Below are 21,702 nucleotides of genomic sequence, written 5' to 3'. Positions count from 1 at the left end.
CCTTGAGTAGCAGTACCTTGAGTAGCAGAACCTTGAGAAGCATTGCTCTGCGTAACATTACCCCGAATGCTGTTCCCCGAGCCACCGAGCAAAGCTATTAGCTGAGAAATGCCTTTTCGTAAACTGTTATCCGCGTTACCTGTATTAACATCCCCAGCGCCCGTTTTTAAACCAACAGTATTGTCATTTGTAAAAGCGTTAGTCTCTTGGCTCGAGTTAGGTGAAGCAGGTGTGGTAGTTGCATTCGATACCTGCGGTGCTATTAATGGTCTAGCACTGGGCAATGCGTTGCTGTTTATGCCTGTAATTTGCTTTGCTATTTGACTTAATACGGCAGTGGTTTTATCGCTGCCTTCTGCAGTCCCGCTAAGTATTGATGTCAATTGTGTTAGCGCTTGTTGAGTGGACCCCGTCTGGCTAAGTAATGCTCGAGATAAAGTAACAATAGCCTTGTGAACATCGGTCCCTTGAATCGAAGCTCCTTTGCTATCTACCGCAGTTGAAAATTCTGGTGACAACGTAATTGATGACGAATTGGAAGCATGATTAGCACTGCCTGCTTTTGCTCGTTGAACTACATTTTCACTACCATTTTCCGAAGCTTTTCCTGTGGTATCAGTCAAATTGGAACTATTTCCAGCCGTTTTTTCAATCCCTTTTCCAATCCCTTTTCCAACTATTGCTCCCACAGGAATAGCTAAAGCGCTAAGTTTGGTGGTAAGTTGCTCTGAAGCTCTTGGAATGACAGCACCGCTATCGGATGTAGGGAACGTCAATACTGCCTGACTGGCAGCGGAATACGATGTTAACGTATTGCCCTTAAGGCTGAGCATAGATACTTGCTGCAAGGTGTTTTGTGTTTGAATGTTAGGCAGAAGCTTAGCGATGGCATCAGGTACATTTCCGTTAACCGGGGTACCATGTCCAAAGGCGACACCTTGGGAACGCAATGCATTGGTGAGCACAGTCGTAATTTTGCTGTCGGTCACTGATAAAGGGGCGGTTTGTAACGTGGAAGCTGCTGATTGAGTACCTTGACTCGCTAAGTTTGCTTGTTTCGCTGAGGTTATTGAAACAGTTAATTTACCGGTATCACCAGGCACTTGATTAAGTGAGAGTGAAACCAGCTTGCCATTGTTTTTGATATCGGCGCTCAATTGCGCAGCGGCGTCAGGGTTTAGTGATAAATTTAACGGCTGACCATCTGCCAGCGTTAGACTCAGTTGATTACTCGTTAATTGCGTAACGGTTGCTTGCACGTCAACACGCATGCTTTGTTGTGGTGTCGGCATAGACGCCAGCATTGTCGCTAGAGAAAGTGAAAGGGTTTTAAGCTGCATCGCGGTAACTTGACTGGTACTCATGCCTGTTTCAGTGCTAATAAGGGCAGCTTGAGTTACTCCACCTTGGCTGAAAGAGGTTAATTGAGGGCGCTGTGGCGGCAATAAATCTGCGCTTTTCAACAGTGAAACCTGTGTTGCCGGTTGCCCTTGCGTTTGAATAGCAAGTATCTGTTCAGGCAATCGCGCCACCGTTACCTTTGCGGCGGTATCGAGCGCCGCAGCTTGGGATAAATTATTCAACACGGATGCTGCCGACGATTTCGACCCTGAAGTATCCTGAGTAATGTTTGAAAGCAGTGCGCTTAACTGTGATGTCATATGGAGCTTATCGGCCAGGGGGCGACGAGTTTAATCCGTAATGGAAAGTATAGGTAATAAGCGGGGCATATCACCGTGTTTGTTGTTGAAGTAAATCATATTTAATCATAATTCGCGACTGCGAAAGAAACTTACTGTGATAAACTACGCCGGTTTTGAACAGTGAATAGTAAAGGAGCGTGTGTGTCCGATTTATGTGCATCTGGACTAACTTGCATAAAACGCGATCGTGTTTTATTTGACGATTTTTCGTTAAATCTTAATGCAGGGGAATTAGTATATTTGCGTGGGCCTAACGGTGCAGGCAAAACCAGCCTTTTGCGTATCCTTACTGGCTTAAGTTCGCCCGAATACGGTGACGTGACTTTCGACGGCGTGAATATCAGTAGCAATCCTTCATTATATTATCAAAATCTTATTTATTTAGGCCACAAAAGCGCATTAAATGGTGCATTGTCTGCCATTGATAATTTACGCTTTTGGCTAGCGCAACACGGTATTCAAAATCAAGATGTTACCCAAGCATCCGATATCGGATGCACCATTTATCAAGTGCTTGAACGCTTAGGGTTAGTTGGCCTTGAAGATGTGCCTGTCAGATTCTTATCTGCTGGACAACAACGTCGTGTTGCACTGAGTCGGCTTTGGCTCAAGAGTGCAACAGTATGGGTATTAGATGAGCCTTTCACCGCACTTGATAGCGCAGGTGTAATATTACTTGAGCGTAAAATGAAACAGCATGTGGCAGACGGCGGCATGATTATTACTACTTCCCACCAAGCGCTGTCTTCTGAAGCGGGTCCGCACCGCTGTGTCGATTTGGAGTACCGGTTTTGAATCCCTTACTACTCGGTATCTTCAAACGTGATATGCAGATTGCGTTTCAGCAAAAAGCTGAGCTGGTTCAACCCCTCATGTTTTTATTGATGGTGGTTACCCTATTTCCTTTGGGCGTAAGCCCTTCTCCAGAAACGCTGCAACGTATTGGCCCCGGCGTTATTTGGATCGCGGCTATATTGTCATCCTTATTAGGGATGGAACGGCTTTTTCGTGATGATTTTATCGATGGTTCTTTAGAACAATATACCTTAAGTGGCATGTCATTGCCGGCCGTTGCTACGGTTAAAGTACTGGCACATTGGCTAGTGAGTTTTGTTCCATTATTGATTTTGTCGCCGTTGCTCGCGATGTTTTTAAACCTAAGCATGGATATGTTTATAGCATTAATGCTTACTTTGCTAATTGGCACACCTTTGCTGTCGCTAATTGGCGCTATTGCAGTGGGATTAACGGTGGGGTTAGCACGGGGCGGACTGCTTTTAGCATTGCTTTTAATTCCCGTTTTTATTCCGTTACTGATTTTTGCCACGTCTGCTGTAGATTCTGCCGCACTGCAATTACCTTATCACCCTCAACTTGCTATTATTGGCGCCATGCTGTTACTGGCTGCTGCCGCTGCGCCGTTTGCCATAGCTTATTCTTTGAAAGTGAGTCAAAACTGATGTGGAAGTGGTTACATCCTTACGCTAAAACAGAAAATGCTTACCAATTGTGCCTAACTTTGCAGCCTTGGTTGTGGATTGGTGCATTGTTATGCTTGGCCGTAGGTACAGTGTGGGGGCTAGCCTTTGCACCACAAGATTATCAACAAGGTGATTCGTTTCGCATTATCTACATTCATGTGCCCAGCGCCATGTTGTCTATGGGCACCTATGTGGCTATGGCGATTGCGGCCTTGGTAGGAATGGTATGGCAATGGCGAACGGCCTATATGAGCATGATAGCCATGGCGCCAGTGGGTGCTGTCATGACTTTTATTGCGTTATTTACCGGTGCAGCCTGGGGTAAACCTATGTGGGGCGCGTGGTGGGTATGGGATGCACGCCTAACCTCAGAACTTATTTTGTTATTTTTGTATATCGGGGTTATTGCGCTCTATGGTGCCTTTGAAGATAAACAACAGGCGGGTAAAGCAGCAGGCGTGATGGCTTTAGTCGGCGTAGTAAATATTCCTATTATTCATTACTCCGTAGAATGGTGGAATACCTTGCATCAAGGGGCCACCATCAGCAAGTTCGATCAGCCTTCTATTGCGCCTGAAATGTTGTGGCCGTTATTAATTAGTTTATTAGGTTTTGCATTTTTTATTGGGGCAGTGACTACGGTAAGGCTACGCAGCGAAATTGTGCGCCGTGAGATGCATCGCCCTTGGGTGCAAAAATTAGCGCACGCAACAAGTGAGAATAGCTAATGCAGTTTGATTCATTCTCAGCATTTTTAGACATGGGAGGTTATGCCTTCTATGTTTGGTTATCTTTTGGTGTGACCTTTGGAGCAATGATACTGCTAGTAGTATTAAGCTTTAGGCAACATAAAGGGTTACTGAAGTCGGTTTTAAAAGAACAACAGCGTCAGGTGCGAATTAAAGAAGCGAGAGAAAAATCACACGCTTCATCAGCACAGTAAGTTGTAGTCAGTAGTTTTTAAAGTGAGATAGTGGCATGAACCCTAGAAGAAAGCAGCGTTTGGCGGTAGTGGGCATTGTTGGGCTGTTAATCGCCAGCGCAATTGGTTTAATGCTTTATGCATTAAACGACAGTATCGATTTATTTTATACGCCAAGTGAAATTATTGAAGGTAAGCAAGGGCAAATGCCTCATGTTGGTCAGCGGCTTCGTATTGGCGGCATGGTCGTACCTGGTAGCGTGAGCCGAGACAGCAAAAGCCTAGCGGTGTCCTTTGATTTGATAGATACGGGCCCCATCGTTACGGTGACCTACACGGGGATACTGCCTGACTTGTTTCGTGAAGGCCAAGGGATTGTGGCTACCGGTGTGCTTACTTCGGCAACAGAAATTACTGCGCAAGAAGTTCTTGCTAAGCATGATGAAGAATACATGCCACCAGAGCTGGCAGAAAAAATGAAGGGAATTAAACATGAAAAACCTGCCAATATGCCCGTCACCGATGCGTCATCTTCTTATCAGTATGAAGCAAGTCCAGAATTAGCGTCAGAAACAGCATCAGTGACGGGAGCAGAGCCAAGTTCAAAGCCAATATTAAAGTCTAAGCCAGGAGGCCAGTAACCATGGTGCCTGAGATTGGGAACATTGCGTTAACACTCGCCTTAGTATTATCTATATTGCTTGCAGTTTACCCGCTTTGGGGGGCTCATCGTCAACACGACACGCTAATGGCTACCGCAAAGCCCTTGGCGATTGGATTGTTTGTTTTTACCCTAATCGCGTATTTGTGCTTAACCTATGCCTTTGTTACCGATGATTTCAGTGTTGAGTATGTGGCGCAGCATTCCAACAGCCAGCTTCCACTTGTCTATAAAATTACTGCAGTTTGGGGCGGGCATGAAGGTTCGTTTTTGCTGTGGGTTTTAATGCTGTCAATTTGGACGGTAGCAGTCGCCATATTTAGCCGAGGTATTCCTCTTACCATGGTTGCAAGGGTGCTATCGGTGCTAGGTATGGTTGGTATTGGCTTTTATTTGTTTATGCTGCTTACCTCAAATCCCTTCAATAGCATGTTGCCGTTTTTCCCTGTCGATGGCCGAGATTTAAACCCGCTTCTGCAAGATTTTGGCATGATCATTCACCCGCCAATGTTATACATGGGGTATGTAGGCTTCTCAGTGGCGTTCGCTTTTGCTATTTCTGCATTGATTTCAGGTCAACTCGATTCCACATGGGCGCGTTGGGCTCGTCCGTGGGTCATTGCTGCCTGGGCGTTTCTTACTGTAGGTATCGCTCTTGGTAGCTGGTGGGCTTACTACGAACTTGGCTGGGGTGGCTGGTGGTTCTGGGATCCCGTAGAAAACGCATCCTTTATGCCTTGGTTGGTGGGAACCGCCTTGATGCACTCTTTGGCGGTAACGGAAAAACGAAAAGCCTTTAAGTCGTGGACGGTATTACTCGCTATTGCTGCGTTTTCGTTGAGTTTGTTGGGAACCTTCTTAGTTCGCTCAGGAGTGATTGTTTCCGTTCACTCTTTTGCAAGCGACCCAACACGTGGGCTATTCATACTCGGTATTCTTATCGTGTTGAGTGGCTTTGGCTTGTTGCTATATGCCATGCGCGCTTCAGCTTTAAAGAGCCCCGGTCGATACCAAGCGTTTTCTCGTGAAGTATTGCTCATGGGTAATAACGTATTTTTGTGTGCCGCTACGTTAGTGGTGTTACTTGGTACCTTATTGCCACTTGTTCATAAAGAACTAGGGCTAGGCAGTATTTCAGTGGGGGCGCCATTTTTTAATCAAATGTTTACCCTGTTGATTGTGCCGTTTGTGTTGTTCTTAGGCCTTGGGCCTTTAACTCGCTGGAAACACCAGACTGCAGGTGCACTCAAAAATCAGTTGCTTGTCGCTGGTGGAATTGCAATAAGTGCAGCGCTTTTGGTCAATTTTAGTTACGACACTCCACAGTATATGGGTGTACTGGGCATGATACTCGTGTTTTGGATTTTGATTACTACCGTGCAAGAAGTGCTTCAGCGCGTTAATGCTAACCCAAGTAATACCAGTACATTTACAAAGCTACGCAAGCTTACGCCAAGTCATTGGGGCATGGTATTAGGCCATATCGGGTTTGCCATCAGTATTATCGGCATTACTTTAGTGTCTAACTATGAGTTAGAGCGGGATGTAAGAATGGAAGTGGGCGAAACAGTAGAGCTTGGCGGTTATGCTTTTACTTTTACCGATGTTAAGCCATTCCAAGGCCCTAATTACACCGCTGATGTGGGTGTATTTGATGTGAACAAGGCGGATGAATTTGTTGTACATTTAGAACCAGAAAAGCGTATGTATACAGTTCAGCGTATGCCAATGACAGAAGCAGCAATTCATTCTACGGTATCGCGGGATTTATTTATTGCCATGGGCGAGCCCCTTGATGATGGCGCTTGGGCAGTTCGTATTTACATAAAACCGTTTGTAGCATGGTTATGGGCGGGCGCGGTTGTCATGGCGATTGGCGGTATATTCTCGATCAGCGATAAACGCTATCGCATGACCAAAGTGAAAAAAGTGACGAAAGCTATTAACCGCGTGACAGGAAAGGCACAGCCCCTAGAAGCGGATACGAAAAATACAAGTGATGCTGGCAGTCAGGAGGTCACACAATGAAAAAGGCGCCTTTAGTTGTCATTCCATTGGTGCTGTTCTCGATGCTGGTGATTTTCTTGTTCCAAGGGTTGTTTTCAGACCCACGAGAGCTAGATTCACAAGTTAAAGGCAAGCCACTGCCTGAATTTACATTACCCGATTTAATGCAACCCGATACCACCTACACCCCAGATTCACTGAAAGGTGAGGTGACTATTGTGAATGTATGGGGAGTGTGGTGCGTAACCTGTGCGGTAGAAATGCCGTATTTAACCCAGCTTAAAAATGAGCTAGGAGTAAAGTTTGTAGGTTTATACTTTGACCAAGATCTTGACCCTGACTTTGGGACAAAAACACTCACCCGAGTGCAACAAGAAGTTACTAGTATGCTAAGGCGTTACGGTAACCCTTATGCATTTAATATTTTTGATGTATATCGCGATACGTCTCTAGATTTAGGGGTTACTGGCGCCCCAGAACACTTTGTACTGGATGCTAACGGGGTTATTCGCATGCATCATATTGGTGATATCAACGAACGTGTATGGCAAAACAAAGTGGGGCCGCTTTATCAACAGTTAGTGGCCGAGGCCGATGGTAAAAAGGAAGCAGAAAGCACTAAGAGAGTCGGCGAATGAAACGTTTACTATTCGTTATCACTTTATTTATCGCTTTTTCTGCTTGTAGCGCTGAAGATAACTTTGCGTTTGATACGCCTGCGCAACGTGCTCAGTTTTTGAGTTTAACCGCCGAACTACGTTGCCCTATGTGCCAGAACCAGAATATTGCCGACAGTGATGCCATGATTGCCCACGATATGCGCCGTAAAGTTTATGCGTTGTTGAAAGAAGGCAAGTCTGAGCAGGAAGTTATTGATTTTATGAAAGCCCGTTACGGGGATTTTGTGCATTACCAACCACCGGTAACCATTGCCACCATGTGGCTGTGGGCTGCACCTGTGTTGTTTGTCGTTTTCGCGCTTTTTTTTGTAGTACGCCGGAAGTCTTCGACAGCTCCGCAGGATATCAAAGCCAAACTGGCTAAGGCAGATGCATTGCTTGAGCAGGAAAAAGAATGAGTTGGACTGAGTTTTATATTGTTGTTTCAGGGTTAATTACCTTAGTACTTATGCTGTTGGCATTCCCTTGGCTTCGTAGAAAAAATCACGCTAAAGCGGATAACCTAAGCAACACGCAAATTGTAAAGCAGCGATTGCAAGAGCTTGAAAGAGAAGTGCAAGAAGGCTTAATCACCGAGCACGATATGCGAGTGGCTGTTGATGAACTAAAAGTCGCATTGGTTGATGAAAGTAGTTTTGAATCAACACGTACTGGCACGGCAGGTCTTCCTTTACTTATTGGTGGTCTAGTCGCCGTCGTTGCGGGTGTAGTGGTATACGCTTCGGTGAATCAATTTAGCCAAGTGCAGCGTGCCTCTGATGCTATTGCAGCGTTACCAGAGTTAAGCGCACAATTAGCCAGTGGCAATGGAAGTGATTTAGGGCCCGAAGACGTGGCTAATTTGGCATTGGCCATTCGTCAACGCCTACGAGAAGCCCCTGAAGATGATACGGGCTGGCTATATTTGGGGCGGCTTATGTTAAGCCTAGGCCAAGAAGTGCAGGCCATTGAAGCCATAGATAAGGCTGTTGCGTTAAAACCTGGAAATACGTCTCACCAAATTACGCTAGCCCAAGCTTTGATGACTACGGGTGATGTGAATAACCTCAATCGCGCACAAGGTGTGCTTAAGGGGTTATTACGCAGTACGCCAGAAAATGATAATTTAGCGCTAATGATGGCGGTGGTTTCTGCGCAGCTAGGCGATTTAGAAAACCTAACCCGTTATTACGGGCAAGTTAAAGATAAGCTACCTGCGGGTAACGATATTGGTCAGCGACTTGCCATGCGAGAGCAAGAACTTCAAGCGCAAGACGGGCAAGTGCTTGTACTAGATAATAGTCCCATAGATGAATCATCTGGTACGCAAGCGCCCGCGATTGAAAAGACGACTAGTACGAAAACAGGTTTTAATATTACCGTTAATGTATCTGATGAAGCCCGTTCAGCGTTACCGCAATCCGGCTTTCTTATTGTGTTTGCGCAAGATGCTAACTCAGAAAACAGAATGCCGGCGGCCGTGGTTAAGATCCCGTTACAAGATTTTCCTGTCACTATTGCATTAGATACGGATAATGCAATGATGCCGCAATACACATTAGACTCACTCAGCAAAGTTACGCTTACCGCTCGAGTATCTGCTGATGGCGATGTATCTGTATCGCCTGGGGAATGGGAAGGTAGTCAAGTTACCGAGGTGGCACCTCAAAACGTGAAAGACATCAACGTGATGATAGAGAAGGAATTATTGTGATTAAATTTTCAAAATGGGTCTCGGTAAGTGCGCTTTTATTAGCAAGTTTGTTAGGCGGGTGCGCAAGTCAGCAAGTGTCTCAACAAGTTGAGCAAAATAACACATCCGTTCAAGATGCTGGCGACCCTAGAGATCCCCTCGAGCCTGTGAATCGTGTGATGTGGGATTTCAACTGGGAAGTATTAGATGCTTACGTTTTAAGGCCTATCACGGTTGGTTACGTTACCGTGATGCCGCAGTTTGCCCGTACCGGTTTACTTAATGCCGCTGAAAACTTGCAAGAACCGGCAAATTTTATGAACAATATGTTCCAAGGCAAAGTTGATGATGGAATGGATAGCTTAGCGCGTTTCGTACTTAATTCGACTGTGGGTCTATTTGGTACTATTGATGTTGCTTCGCACATTGGAATAGTCGAAAAAGAAGAAGAATTTGGCGAAACTATGGGCGTGTGGGGTGTAAATACCGGCCCCTATTTAATGCTGCCTGCGTTAGGGCCTAACGATCCTAGAAGCTTTACGGGTAGTGTTGTTGACGGCATGGTATATCCTATGGCGATTATCGATGGGCAGTTTGCTATTGCTCGGTACTTGGTTTCCCTATTAGAGGGGCGTGCTTCATTAATTGACCAAGAGCAACAACTTGAACAATCAGTCGACGACTATGCGTTTGTGAAAAATGCTTATTTCGAAAACCTAGCGTTTAAAGTTACCGATGGCAAAAGTGGTGATAAAGCGTTAGAAGAAGAGCAGCTTGATGATTTTGCCGAGTTCGAAGCCATGCTGGAGTATGAAGAAACGGATGTTGAAGCTGACGATTCAAAAGAAGAGCCAGAAGAGGATGGCCCTGAAGGTAATTAATTCATAGCTCTATGGTACTACTAGCTTACAGCTAACAAAGCAAAATAAAACAAAAAAGCCCCTTAACGACAGTTCGTTGAGGGGCTTTTTCAAATCCTGCTTAGCGCACTATTGCGAGCTATCTTACTAAATATGCGATAGGCTGATTAAGCTTTAGGATAGCCCTGAGGGTTTTGTGATTGCCAATTCCATGTGTCTGCACACATGGCCTCTAAGCCTTTCTCAGCGTGCCAATTAAGTTCAGTAGCTGCCTTAGTCGGGTCTGCGTAACATGCAGCTACATCGCCTCCACGGCGCGGTGCTATAGCATAAGGGATTGTTTTACCCGATGCCTTTTCAAACGCTTTGATCATATCTAACACTGAGTAACCTTGACCAGTTCCCAAGTTATATTTATCAAGGCCCATATTCAAAGCAATTCTATCAATCGCTTTCAAGTGCCCATTAGCCAAGTCTTCTACGTGAATATAATCACGTACACCAGTACCATCATGGGTATCGTAATCGTCACCAAATACGCTGAGTTTTTCTAATTTTCCCGTAGCGACTTGTGAAATATAAGGCATGAGGTTGTTTGGTATACCGTTTGGATCTTCACCAATGCTGCCTGATGCGTGGGCGCCTACAGGGTTAAAGTAACGAAGTAGCACAATGTTCCATTCGCTGTCTGACACAAACAAATCAGCCAACACATGCTCTACCATTAACTTAGACATACCGTAAGGGTTGGTTGGGTGTCCCGTGGCCATGTCTTCGCGTAAAGGAAGGGCTGCAGGATCGCCATATACTGTAGCAGAGGAGCTAAACACAATATTCTTAACATTGTGCTTTTGCATTGATTTACACAGGGTAAGCGTGCCATACACATTGTTTTCATAGTAAGACAGGGGCTGCTGAACCGATTCTCCTACGGCTTTTAGGCCCGCAAAGTGAATCACCGCATAAATCGTATGCTCGCTAAATATACCATCAAGCACAGCAGTGTCGCGAATATCACCTTGAACGAAAGTGACGGATTTTCCTGAGATAGCCTCAACACGTCTCAGTGACTCTGCACTCGAGTTCGCCAAGTTGTCCAAGACAACAACGCTGTAATCTTGTTCGAGTAGTTGAAGTACAGTATGACTTCCAATGTATCCTGCGCCACCGGTAACCAAGATGGTTTTCATGCATGCTCCTTGTCTGAATTAGGTGCCAAATATTTAGCACAGATAGAATGTTGTATAGGCTTAACTAAAAGCGGGTACAGAAGAAATACGAGTCCCGCCCACAACAGTGATGTCCAGTTCGATGCGGTTTGTAATATAAGCACAAAAGCGGGTATGAAAACCAGTAGCTTGAGCACGTTCATGAGTGTTTTTTCTGGAACGGTCATTCGTGAAGCTGCTCTGTCTAAACGCTTAACGCGTTCAGTAAGAGGGAGACCTTTTAGCTGAGGAATATTTCGGGTGGAAAAATAAAATTTCATAGCGTACTCAAATAAAAACCGCCGACACATATTGTGTAACGGCGGTTATTGTAGGTGATTGCAGGAAAGGTTCAAACCGTAATTGGTCTAATGAGCTCTTTTCAACAAAAATTTAATCACCTGTTCCTATTTCCTATTAATCAACTTAGGCTTGCGACTCAACGCCAGCTTTTTCCCAAAAACGTGATTTGAGACTCAGCAGTGCGATAACAATACCGATAGCAATACTAAACAACGCGATTTGTAGGTAAAGGTTAGGCATTTCGGCTACATTTTCAGGATCGAAATTACCTGACAATAGGCCGGCAATAATGTTACCGATAGAGTAGGTTAGAACGAAAACCCCCATCATTTGACCAGCAAAACGCTTAGGCGATAGTTTACTTACCGCACTAAGTGCAACGGGGCTTAAACATAACTCACCAACAGTATGTAAGAAGTAAGTAGTGACCAACCACATTGGGGCTACTTTTAAACCTTGAGCAGCGTACTGAGAGGCCATAAACATTACCAAGAAGCCTGTTGCCATAATCACAAGACCAATTGCACACTTAAGGGTATACGAAGGGTCAATCATACGCTTAGCAAGGTTAATCCAAAGCGCAGCGAAGAAAGGCGAAAGGATAATAATAAATAGCGAGTTAGAAAGCTGGAACCATACGGTTGGAATGGTAGAAAGCCCGAACCATGATGTGAAAATTGAACCAGCGGATAAAGCTCTGTCGGTATAGTTTTGAGCGAACAAGTTTAAAGATGAACCGGCTTGCTCAAAGCCTGACCAGAAACAAGCCGAGGCAATACAAACTAAAAATAATGCCCACATGCGTCTTTTTTCATTGTCGCTTAATGCGCCTTTGAAATAGATAAAACCAAAATAAGCAAAAAATACGACAGTGAAAAATACAGCCACTTGCTGAGCGAGTGCAAGAGGGTCAATAACAATTGTCCCCATGTGAGCAAGAACAATAACAACGACGGCTAACGCTACGGTTGCAATAACGGCTGTCCACGCGGTTTTCTTAGCGCTGCCCATGTAAGGATTAGTTGGAGCGGTTGAGTCTGACGCTAGCGACGAGTTGGTGAAATAATATTGAATAAGACCAATAGCCATACCAATTGCTGCCGCACCAAAGGCATAGTCCCAGCCCCAGTTTTCTTGTAGGTAACCCGTTACCAAATAGGCAATAAGAGAGCCGATGTTGATACCCATATAATAAAGGGCATAACCACTGTCCCGGCGAGCATCATCATCGCCATACTGCTGCCCCACCATGGCCGAAATATTGGGTTTTAATAGACCAGTACCGGTTGCTACAAGGATTAAACCTACAAAAAATAAGTTCTGTAAGTCGATAGCAAGTACTACATGCCCTAAGAAGATGATAATACCGCCGTACCATACGGCTTTTTTACCACCAATGAGACGGTCAGATAACCAACCTCCTGGTAAACCTAAAAAGTAAACTGCACCGGTATAAAGGCCGTAAATTGCCCCTGCGGTGGCTACCGTAAAACCAAGCCCTTGAGTTTGTAGGCTGGCTGTCATAAATAAAACAAGAAGGGCACGCATACCGTAATAACTCATGCGTTCCCACATTTCTGTGAAAAACAGCGTTCGAAGGCCCCCTGGATGGCCGAAAAAGCTGGTGTCGTTAGATTTTTTTATAGTCACGTTATCATTCCATATTAATTATGGTTGTTATAGTAGAGCGCTTAATGCATACACTCTTTTGATATAGGTCCAATAAAGGATAATCCGTTATACTAAAGCTCGAGTGAAGACACAAGATTTGGGCGATAAACTCTACTTTTAAGCCTGTCAAAAGCACGTTTTGTTTGAAAATTGAGCGTTGTCGCTTGGGTTACTCTTTATGATTTTCGCGGGCTGGCGCTAAAAATATGGGGGAATCGCCTACTGTTTGTCGTTTACTTGAAAATTTGTATCGCACTCTTTTTTACAACGAATGTATTACAACGAATGCTATTAAGAATATAGCAGCGAAGTGCGATACAAATAAGGTTTCAAGGTATTGTCCGTTATAGCTCTCTAATTGTAGCTAATACAATTCGAATGATGCCATAAAGCAATAAAAGTATTACGCCAAATAACACCAAATTGTAAACCACTGTTGGGTACTTATTGTCATCCGGCAGAGTAGGCGTCTCGATAGTTACCAAGTGCTGTAATTTCTGATAGGTTTCCACTCGGGCATTTTCAAGAGTAATCAGTGAAGAAGAAAATGCTTGTATAGCTAACTGTAACTGAACCTGTAGGTTGCTGTATTGTGCCATCAGTTCACCTACGGAAAGGTCAGTATCAGAGCTATCTGGATCAGTGGTACTAATCTGCTCTTTGCGCTTATTAATTTCACTCTGCAGTGCACCAATTTCTCGCTTGATATTAATCACCTCAGGAGCGGCATCAGACATCATGGTTGAAATGGTGCTCAACTCCGCTTTCTTTTGTGCCAAGGTGGCTTCTAACGAAAATGCAATTTGCTGGAAAGCTGCGCCTTCTGCGGTAGGGTCAAGCACATTATATTTTGACTGAAAGCCTAAAATTTCTGTTTTAGCTTGTTGAAGTTTTTGCTCAACAATCTCGTGCTCACCCTTAGCGAAGGTTAGCTTTGATTTGGCTAGATTGTTGTTGATATTGTTTATAAATTCTTCCGCTTTTACCACAATAGCTTGGTTTATGACTTGCGCGAATTCGGGGTTAAAAGCACGGGTACGAAGTGAAATAACAGAAGAGGCTGAATCTACACTCACTTCAACGTGGTCTAAGTAAAACTGATAGAAGCTTTCCTGCTTATGAGAACTTGATAAGCCGCTAAAAAAGTCGGCCTCGTCAGACATGTAATGTTCTCTTAGGTTAATGGTTTCGTCTAAGTACTTAATCATATCTGCAGACTTGATATAGGCTTCTACCAACTGACTCTCGTTGCTAAACCCACTTGACCCCATGCCTGCCGACATAAGTATAGATGAAGGGTCGAAACTGCTACCGCCATCACTTGATTTTACGATTAACTGACTTTGGCTTTCGTATTGAGGTGCAGCCCATACAATGAGATAGAAGGCATATAAAAACCAAGGCAGCACAAGCAAAAGCGTTTTATGCTGTTTCATCAGTTCATTCAGCTTAGTAAGAGTTTTTTCCACGTTTAATAAACCTATTTTAACGATTTTTTGTTAGCTGCATCTTGCGTGTACACGTCAATGCCTTCTTCGAGATCAGCGTAATACGATAATTTGCCGTCATCGATAATAACGGTAGAGGTACAGAATTCTCGAATTTGATCGAGTTCATGACTTACCATGATAACGCCGGCAGTTTCACTTTTTTCTTTAAGTGACGCCCTGGCTTTTTTTCTAAAAAGTGGGTCGCCTACGGAAGTGGCTTCGTCAATAAGATAAATATCAAAGTCAATATTCATACAACAAGCAAATACAAACTTAGCCCGCATACCTGATGAGTAAGTGCGCACGGGTAAGTCAAAGCGCTTATCTAGTTCAGCAAAAGCTTGAACCTTCTCTTCGTATTCCGGTAACGACGCCACGTTATTGATACGACCGATGAAACGTGTGTTCTCACGGCCTGTCATTTGGGGATGCACGCCTGTTTGCAGTGCAACTGGCCATGACATCGCTTTATTAGTAAGCACGCGCCCTTTATCAGGGTATTCGCTTTTTGCCAACATGCGAAACAGGGTGGATTTACCCGCACCGTTTTTACCTAATATGGCTACGTTGTTCTCGGTTGGAAAATCAAAGTTAAGATTTTTAAATATATATTGGGGCCCCATTTTACTTGGGTAGCTTTTTGTCACGTTCTCTAGTTTGATCATCGTGACAATACCTTTTTCCACGTAATGTGATACAGAGAAAGACTCAAGAATAAGAATACAATGGTAATTTCTACCACAAAGCTAAACGATACCCCTTTATGTCCGTAAGACTCAAAACAAGCATATCGAGCAAGCTCGTTAAAGTGGACTAGTGGATTCCAAGTGAAATACGGCCAGAGGTATTCGGGCAAATCTTGAAGGCTGAAAAATACACAGGAAATAAACATAAGGGGGCGTGTAAGCATTGATTTTATTTTGTCTACTTCAGGAACGAAAGCAAGCGCAATACCAAACACCAAACCAATTGAAACAGAGAATAGCCAAAGTAGGATGTAAAGGGTGATCAACAGCAGTGGGTCATGAATCTCAAAGCCATCACCCAAAAGATAAAGTGACAACGCAAGGAGTGCAATCACTACGGTTTTTATCGATAATTCTACAAAGCCCGCAGTCACTACAGCGGCAAGCGGTTGAACCTGCCTAAACGCATACAAAGGTTTATTGCGGCGAATAGACGTGGACACTGATTGAAGGTTGGTGGTTAGGGTTTGCAGACCAACGAGCCCAATCATCATAAATATGAATAATGGTATAGAGTGAACATCGTCACCGCTGATCAAGCCTCTTATAAACGAAAGGGCAGCAATGAAAATAAAAGGCTCTATAAAGGCCCAGCTGAGCCCAAATTTATCATTGAACTTACTTTGAAACTCACGCAGGAAAAGTGCGAAAATCACACTTCTCCAAGCGTAAACTTGTTCTTTGAACGTTACCATAACTAGTCTGTGGCTACGTTCGCAGCAATGGCGATTTGATAGACAATTTGCGTAATATCTTTTACTGCCTGAAGCACTTTGGTATCAATAGCCGGCAGCACAATGATTTGATCGCCAGGTAATAATTTAGCGCCACTGCCGTTAGCCGTTAAAATACCATTATCAATATTAGCAAACGCAACGTTGCCATTTTTGCGCACAATCAAGATACGCTCATCTTCAGCCCGTTCGGTAAAACCGCCAGCCCATGCAATATAATCTTCAGTATCTGCGTCAGGGTTAAATACAACCGATTGAGGGAGTAAAACTTCGCCACCAATATGAATAAGATCCGTAATTTCTGGGATCACAATCGTATCATTAGGTTCTAAAAGAATGTTCGCAGTGTCGCCATTTTCAGACACAACCACGCGGCCTTGGGGTTCAACTTGGCGTGCTCTGGCAATAAAATCAGCTACAAGTTGAGCTTCCTGTGCGCGAATAGCACCTTCACCGGTAGAACTGATAGGAGCAGTATACATACTGCGCTCTAATCGCTCTAAGCCTTGCTCGATAATTTCTCTTTGCTTTATAGCAACACTTTCTCGCAGGAGATAAATATTCTGCGTATCGGACAAGGTTGTATCAGCTTCAATATGATCAAGCACATCAAGCAAGCGTGTACCTTTGTCTACCATCAATTGTGATGCACCTGAAAATGCGCCAGCTACATTAATACGATAAATTTGTGCTTCATTATCAGCCACGTACTCTACTGTATCGCCGGCTTTTAAAGGCAAGCTTTCAAAGTCGGTTAAGCTTAAGTAACGTGCAAACTGTTTATTATCTCTTACGCCAGCGACAGAAGCATGAGAAGCAAATTCACCCGGTCGTGCAAAGTAGTTCACTACCTCGCCAGTGAGTTCCTCATCTGAAAACTCAAAGGTGAAACTATTTCTGGCACCGGTTTCCACCACGATAGTATTGCCGATAGGGCGAACTAATATGGTGTCACCATCTTTAAAAGAAATTTTTGGAAGCTTGCCGTTCCTGAAAAATGCATATAAATCAGCGGTTGCAATAACTTCGTTGTCGCGAATAACATCTATTTTACGGAAGCTACCACGTTGAAAATCGATACCTCCCGCCCGTTTCAAGTAATACAGAACACTATCAGATGCTAAGCCCGCATATTGCCCAGGACGTAAAATTGGACCAGAAACATAGACTGCCACAGGTGTTGAAGTAAGTAGGTTGACGTATACGTTTACATCGTTGGTATAAACCTGACGAATTTTACTACTGACTGTCTGGTTTACTGAACCCGCTGGCGTGTTAGCAACCCGAATTGGGCCAATATTGGGTATAAATATGTTGCCTTGGTTATCAACAGTAGAAACATCTGAATAATTGATTGCACCCCAAAGCCATATAGAAATTTTATCCCCAGGCGCAACCAAGTAGTTATCGTTTAAACCTGTGGTTCTTTCTGACTCGAAGCCGCCAAGAAAAAGGTTCGCAGCAAACGGTGGGTTAGCCATTGCTTTTTGTTGGGGGAAAACACTTTCAATAGTCGGCTCACCCGGAAGAGAAAGGCCGTCTCTTGGCTGAGTGCTAAATTGCCCCATTGTACTTTGTGCGCTACCTGCGCCGGGCAGTGTACGTTGACTCTGAACGCTGAGAGGGGACACGCCAGCTGCAGTACTAGAGGTTGATGACGAGCCTGTTTGTTGGGCGCGTTGTCTTAACTGTTCTATTTGTTCCGCACTCTGCGCGTAAACTGTTTGAGAAAATAAACTGATTGAAAGTACAGCTGCAGCGGTAAAAGAAACTAAATTTAACAACTTCAACTTATTCTCCTCGTGATTGAGCCGAGGCTACTAATGGGCTCAAAATAGACCAAGCTCCGTCGCGTTTACAAACGGTAACCTTGTCTTTGGTATATTCATTTTTGGACTGGGTGGCAGAAAGTGTAGCTTGAAAGCGAATGCAGTCGTTACCGGTTGCCGAGGTATACAATTTAGTCGCCTCGTAATCAATGCCTTCAAGCATAATTTGAATGCTCTGGCCCTGACTAAACGAAGAATTTAAATTTGGAATGCTTATTGCTACACCTTCTTCGGCAGACAAAGAGTATGCTAGCGAAGCGTGTACTAGTGGAATATCGGCGGTTGTCGATTTAGGCACATTACTGCACGCCGCGAGCAAGCTGGTAAGCGCAACGAGTAAGAAAGCCCTTTTTTGCGTATTTAACATTGACTGTCATATCCATATAGCAATTTGGCGCTAGGATACCATAAGAATAAAAAAAAACATGCTTTCGTCACGGGTTCGACATGAATTACGTTTTGATGGATGCTTATTTGCTCTAAAGACAGTGTTCACAAGGCATTGTGTATGAAATTTGTTCAAAGTGTTGTGTTAATTAGCCTGGATTCATTCTGTTACAAAAGTTTTTGCTACTAAGGGTGGTTACAACAAAGAATGTTTATTATGATAAGGAGGGTTTTCCTATCCTGTTCAAATAAAAGAATGAAACCCTCGGTAGGTCGTTAAAGGACGTTGTTTTAATATGGATACCAATTTGGTTCACATGTCACACTTTAGAAGAACACCTATCAGTGAAGCACTGATTGTTGGTGGTATGGGCCGTGGTGGCACGAGGTTTTGTTTAATATGTTAGCGTACCTGCAGTTTGTTCCCCTTTTTACTGCGTTTTTTGTAGCTCTCATTTTGTTAGTGGTGATGACACCGTTAGCACATCAATTTGGCTTGGTTGATCAACCAAGCGCAAGAAAGCGCCATGCGGGCATTATCCCATTAACTGGCGGCGTCGCCATCTTTATGGCGGTATTGGTTGCGAGTGTTGCTACTGATGTATGGATGAAAAATAATCCTCTATTTTTTACTGCTTCTGCTTTTGTTGTGCTTCTTGGTATGCTTGACGACCGTTTCGACTTAAGCGCCAAAGGGCGTTTAATGTGTCAATTCGGTGTGGCTTCAATTATGGCGTGGAGTGCGCAAAATTATGTCACCTCGTTAGGTAATATTTTTGGTAATGGCGATATTGCGTTAGATATAAGTGGGTATTTCTTTACTGTTATTTGCGTAGTGGGTGTTATCAATGCCTTTAATATGATTGATGGTATAGATGGTCTTGCAGGAGGCATGAGTTTGGTCATCCTGCTTACCTTGGCGGGGTTTCTCACTGCTACTGGCAACGGTGCTGCCATTATGGAACCGTTAATTATTGTGGCTGCCATCGTACCTTTTTTAGCCTTTAACTTAAGTTGGAAGGGTTTTAAAGGAAATAAAATATTTATGGGTGATGCGGGCAGTATGTTCGTGGGCCTAACAATAGTATGGTTATTAGTCGACCATACCCAAGGTGATAGTGCTGCATTTAGACCAATTACCGCCGTGTGGTTGGTTGGACTGCCATTGATGGATATGGCAGCTATTATGTACCGCCGTGCACGCAAGGGGCAATCTATGCTCCGTCCCGACCGCCAGCACTTACATAACATTTTTATGCGTGCTGGGTTATCTAGTCGTCAATCTCTCATCGCGATACTATGCATGGGCGCCTGTTATTGCGTAATTGGGATCTTGGGTGAAATACACCTTGTGCCTGAATACGTCATGTTTTGGGGTTTTATTTGTTTACTTGTCTTGTATAGTATCGTCATTCAGAACATTTGGAGCGTACTTCGCTTTATCAAAAAGCGTTAGAGTAATATTTCTAATGCGTTGATAAATTGAATGCTAGAAACAAATTTCGAACGCCGGTGTAATAAGATTAGAAAGCGCTTTTCTTTTACTTTCCCATGTATCAACGCTTTAAAATTGGTAATTCTGTTTGGACTCAAACCTTTCAATTCTTCACAACAACTATAAGAAAAAACGTGTTGAAACCTTAGTCGCCATGGCGGTTTACGGGGGAGACAAGGTTGAGTGGGTAGAGCAAGCAATTGATAGTATCCTCAATCAGACCTATCAAGATTTTGTCTTTATCATTGTAATTGACGGGGAAATTACCGTTAAGATGATGAATAAACTCAAAGATAAAGCCTTTTCTGATCATAGGATTATACTAGCTCAAAATGTGGTTAAACCGGGTTTGGCTAGCTGCATGAACAAAGCGGCCGAATGGGGATTATCGTTGAACCCTTCCTACTTCGTGAGAATGGATGCGGATGATATCTCGATTTCTACTCGACTCGCACGGCAAATAAATTATTTGCGAAAGCATGCTTATATATCAGTACTGGGTTCAGCACTGACAGAAATAAACGAGCACGGTGGCAAAGTGGGGGCGCGAGTTATGCCTTCATCACATAGGCAAATTGTCAGCATATTACCACGGCGGTGTTCACTGAATCATCCAACTGTAGTAATACGTTACACGGTGTTTGAACAGGGTTATAGATACGACAGCAACCTAATGAACACACAAGACTACTTTCTTTGGGTAACCCTGGCTTCTAACGGCTTTGTATTTAGAAACCTTAAAGATCGTTTATTGAACTTCAGACGCGTAAACAACTTTTATAAGCGTAGAGGCTTTAGTAAATCACTCAACGAATTTAGAGCAAGGTTCAATGCCATGCTTAAACTAAAAAAGTTAACGCCTTACAATGCTGCATATGCATGTGGTGTGCTAGCGCTTCGATTGATGCCAGGTAAAGTCGTTAAATTAGCGTATAAACTCGATCGTCATTTATTGGATAGGTTTGGTAAACATTGAACTGTGGAATTGTCGTTGTACTTTATCACCCTGATATTCAACATGTGCAATCACTCATCGATGGGTTCATTCACTGTGAATGGCCGATTGTATTAGTCGACAATTCTTCTGAAAAAACTGTCTTATCGCTTTCTTCTCACTGCCAGTACTTCCATTATCCTGAAAACGTAGGCATTGCCGAGGCTCAGAATGTAGGCCTCAATTATCTATTTAAAAATGGTCTTTCACATGCGGTGGTGCTAGATCAAGATAGTCTATTTACGGTAAATATGGCAGTAGACTTATTAGCTCAGTACCACGAGCTTGAGCGTTCCCATAAAATAGCGGCACTTGGCCCTTCAATACATTGTCAATTTACTGATAAGGTTGCCGTAGGCCGAGTTCAAAAGGGACGTCAAATCGATAGCAAGGTTAGAGAAGTAAAACAAATTATTGCTTCAGGTATGATGCTATCTTCTTCAGCATTTTCTAAAGTCGGAAATAAAGAAACAGGCTTATTCATAGACGGTGTGGATCATGAGTGGTGCTGGCGCGCCAATAAGCTCGGTTTTTCTATATTTCAGTCTTTATCAGTATGCATGCCGCACCGTCAGGGCGATGATCGTGTAAAGGTGCTAGGCCTAACATTCAAGCAAGGCGCACCCATTCGACTTTACTATCAAATGAGGAACGTATTACTCTTAGCGCGAAGGGGATATGTACCACTTTATTGGAAGTGCCGTCATCTTCCCGCAATACCGCTACGTTATATTGTCAATCGATTCTATTTTCCTGATGGGAAGAAGCGTGGGCATTATTTATTGAAAGGGCTGGCCGACGGTATTAGTGCGAAGAAAGGAAAGATTCAAGAGCCTAGTATAAAGTAGGCTTTACGTTG

Annotated in this window: 21 protein-coding genes and 1 pseudogene; 13 read left to right on the top strand and 9 right to left on the bottom strand. The window is 43.8% G+C overall.

Annotation, left to right across the window (positions count from 1 at the left end):
- A partial coding sequence (locus AAC006_RS03160; protein WP_339890653.1) for a hypothetical protein occupies window positions 1-1,661 on the bottom strand: 1,661 nt, incomplete at its 3' end.
- A gap of 183 nt (window positions 1,662-1,844) precedes the next feature.
- On the opposite strand from AAC006_RS03160, the gene ccmA reads away from it, so the two are divergent.
- The 10 genes and pseudogenes from ccmA (at window position 1,845) to AAC006_RS03110 (ending at window position 10,007) form a co-directional block, all read left to right on the top strand.
- On the top strand, window positions 1,845-2,498 hold the full coding sequence (gene ccmA, locus AAC006_RS03155) for a cytochrome c biogenesis heme-transporting ATPase CcmA (protein ID WP_013785235.1): 654 nt from the start codon (window positions 1,845-1,847) through the stop codon (window positions 2,496-2,498).
- Window positions 2,495-3,163: a heme exporter protein CcmB gene (gene ccmB / locus AAC006_RS03150; protein WP_013785234.1), complete on the top strand. Its 669-nt coding sequence runs from the start codon at window positions 2,495-2,497 to the stop codon at window positions 3,161-3,163. The genes ccmA and ccmB overlap by 4 nt, the downstream gene beginning before the upstream one ends.
- A complete protein-coding gene (locus AAC006_RS03145) occupies window positions 3,163-3,912 on the top strand; it encodes a heme ABC transporter permease (protein WP_013785233.1) in 750 nt (249 codons plus the stop codon). The genes ccmB and AAC006_RS03145 overlap by 1 nt, the downstream gene beginning before the upstream one ends.
- Complete coding sequence (ccmD, locus tag AAC006_RS03140; RefSeq protein WP_013785232.1) at window positions 3,912-4,127, top strand: heme exporter protein CcmD; 216 nt, start codon at window positions 3,912-3,914, stop codon at window positions 4,125-4,127. Before AAC006_RS03145 ends, ccmD begins: the two co-directional genes overlap by 1 nt.
- A gap of 35 nt (window positions 4,128-4,162) precedes the next feature.
- Window positions 4,163-4,609 (top strand): annotated as a pseudogene (gene ccmE / locus AAC006_RS03135) (cytochrome c maturation protein CcmE); the annotation flags it as partial.
- Window positions 4,610-4,749: 140 nt separating this feature from the next.
- On the top strand, window positions 4,750-6,795 hold the full coding sequence (locus tag AAC006_RS03130; protein ID WP_339890650.1) for a heme lyase CcmF/NrfE family subunit: 2,046 nt from the start codon (window positions 4,750-4,752) through the stop codon (window positions 6,793-6,795).
- Entirely contained in the window at window positions 6,792-7,412 is a 621-nt protein-coding gene (locus AAC006_RS03125; protein WP_013785229.1) for a redoxin family protein, read from the top strand. Before AAC006_RS03130 ends, AAC006_RS03125 begins: the two co-directional genes overlap by 4 nt.
- Window positions 7,409-7,852, top strand: a complete 444-nt coding sequence (locus tag AAC006_RS03120; protein ID WP_013785228.1) for a cytochrome c-type biogenesis protein — start codon at window positions 7,409-7,411, stop codon at window positions 7,850-7,852. Before AAC006_RS03125 ends, AAC006_RS03120 begins: the two co-directional genes overlap by 4 nt.
- Complete coding sequence (gene ccmI / locus AAC006_RS03115) at window positions 7,849-9,147, top strand: c-type cytochrome biogenesis protein CcmI (protein ID WP_013785227.1); 1,299 nt, start codon at window positions 7,849-7,851, stop codon at window positions 9,145-9,147. Before AAC006_RS03120 ends, ccmI begins: the two co-directional genes overlap by 4 nt.
- Complete coding sequence (locus tag AAC006_RS03110) at window positions 9,147-10,007, top strand: VacJ family lipoprotein (RefSeq protein WP_339350302.1); 861 nt, start codon at window positions 9,147-9,149, stop codon at window positions 10,005-10,007. Before ccmI ends, AAC006_RS03110 begins: the two co-directional genes overlap by 1 nt.
- Before the next feature lie 146 nt (window positions 10,008-10,153).
- Here AAC006_RS03110 and galE read toward each other — a convergent pair whose 3' ends face one another.
- From galE to AAC006_RS03070, 8 genes are all read right to left on the bottom strand, one after another.
- Complete coding sequence (gene galE, locus AAC006_RS03105) at window positions 10,154-11,176, bottom strand: UDP-glucose 4-epimerase GalE (protein WP_013785225.1); 1,023 nt, start codon at window positions 11,174-11,176, stop codon at window positions 10,154-10,156.
- A complete protein-coding gene (locus AAC006_RS03100; protein ID WP_057796321.1) occupies window positions 11,173-11,475 on the bottom strand; it encodes a DUF6170 family protein in 303 nt (100 codons plus the stop codon). Before AAC006_RS03100 ends, galE begins: the two co-directional genes overlap by 4 nt.
- Before the next feature lie 145 nt (window positions 11,476-11,620).
- On the bottom strand, window positions 11,621-13,141 hold the full coding sequence (locus AAC006_RS03095; RefSeq protein ID WP_288388342.1) for a peptide MFS transporter: 1,521 nt from the start codon (window positions 13,139-13,141) through the stop codon (window positions 11,621-11,623).
- A gap of 371 nt (window positions 13,142-13,512) precedes the next feature.
- Entirely contained in the window at window positions 13,513-14,637 is a 1,125-nt protein-coding gene (locus tag AAC006_RS03090) for a capsule biosynthesis protein (RefSeq protein ID WP_218396098.1), read from the bottom strand.
- An 11-nt stretch (window positions 14,638-14,648) separates the two neighbouring features.
- The gene (locus AAC006_RS03085) at window positions 14,649-15,323 is read right to left on the bottom strand and encodes an ABC transporter ATP-binding protein (RefSeq protein ID WP_129736851.1); all 675 of its coding nucleotides are present in this window, start codon (window positions 15,321-15,323) and stop codon (window positions 14,649-14,651) included.
- Complete coding sequence (locus AAC006_RS03080; protein WP_126872038.1) at window positions 15,320-16,099, bottom strand: ABC transporter permease; 780 nt, start codon at window positions 16,097-16,099, stop codon at window positions 15,320-15,322. The genes AAC006_RS03085 and AAC006_RS03080 overlap by 4 nt, the downstream gene beginning before the upstream one ends.
- A 2-nt stretch (window positions 16,100-16,101) precedes the next feature.
- Window positions 16,102-17,880, bottom strand: coding sequence for a polysaccharide biosynthesis/export family protein (locus AAC006_RS03075; RefSeq protein WP_260563427.1), 1,779 nt, complete (start codon window positions 17,878-17,880; stop codon window positions 16,102-16,104).
- A 49-nt stretch (window positions 17,881-17,929) separates the two neighbouring features.
- Window positions 17,930-18,334 (bottom strand): hypothetical protein, encoded by a 405-nt coding sequence (locus AAC006_RS03070; RefSeq protein ID WP_208804165.1) that lies wholly within the window; start codon window positions 18,332-18,334, stop codon window positions 17,930-17,932.
- A 420-nt stretch (window positions 18,335-18,754) separates the two neighbouring features.
- On the opposite strand from AAC006_RS03070, the gene wecA reads away from it, so the two are divergent.
- The 3 genes from wecA to AAC006_RS03055 all read left to right on the top strand — a co-directional run bounded on the left by wecA (window position 18,755) and on the right by AAC006_RS03055 (window position 21,691).
- Window positions 18,755-19,810 carry a UDP-N-acetylglucosamine--undecaprenyl-phosphate N-acetylglucosaminephosphotransferase gene (wecA, locus tag AAC006_RS03065; protein WP_208804167.1) on the top strand — a complete coding sequence of 352 codons (1,056 nt, stop codon included), beginning with the start codon at window positions 18,755-18,757 and terminating at the stop codon, window positions 19,808-19,810.
- Window positions 19,811-19,937: 127 nt separating this feature from the next.
- Entirely contained in the window at window positions 19,938-20,825 is an 888-nt protein-coding gene (locus AAC006_RS03060; RefSeq protein WP_208804169.1) for a glycosyltransferase, read from the top strand.
- Complete coding sequence (locus tag AAC006_RS03055) at window positions 20,822-21,691, top strand: glycosyltransferase family 2 protein (RefSeq protein ID WP_126872034.1); 870 nt, start codon at window positions 20,822-20,824, stop codon at window positions 21,689-21,691. Before AAC006_RS03060 ends, AAC006_RS03055 begins: the two co-directional genes overlap by 4 nt.
- Window positions 21,692-21,702 lie beyond the last annotated feature (11 nt).

The sequence above is a fragment of the uncultured Alteromonas sp. genome, from assembly GCF_963976965.1.
In the GTDB taxonomy this organism is placed as follows: domain Bacteria; phylum Pseudomonadota; class Gammaproteobacteria; order Enterobacterales; family Alteromonadaceae; genus Alteromonas; species Alteromonas naphthalenivorans.
This window is presented reverse-complemented; position numbering and strand designations above follow the sequence as displayed.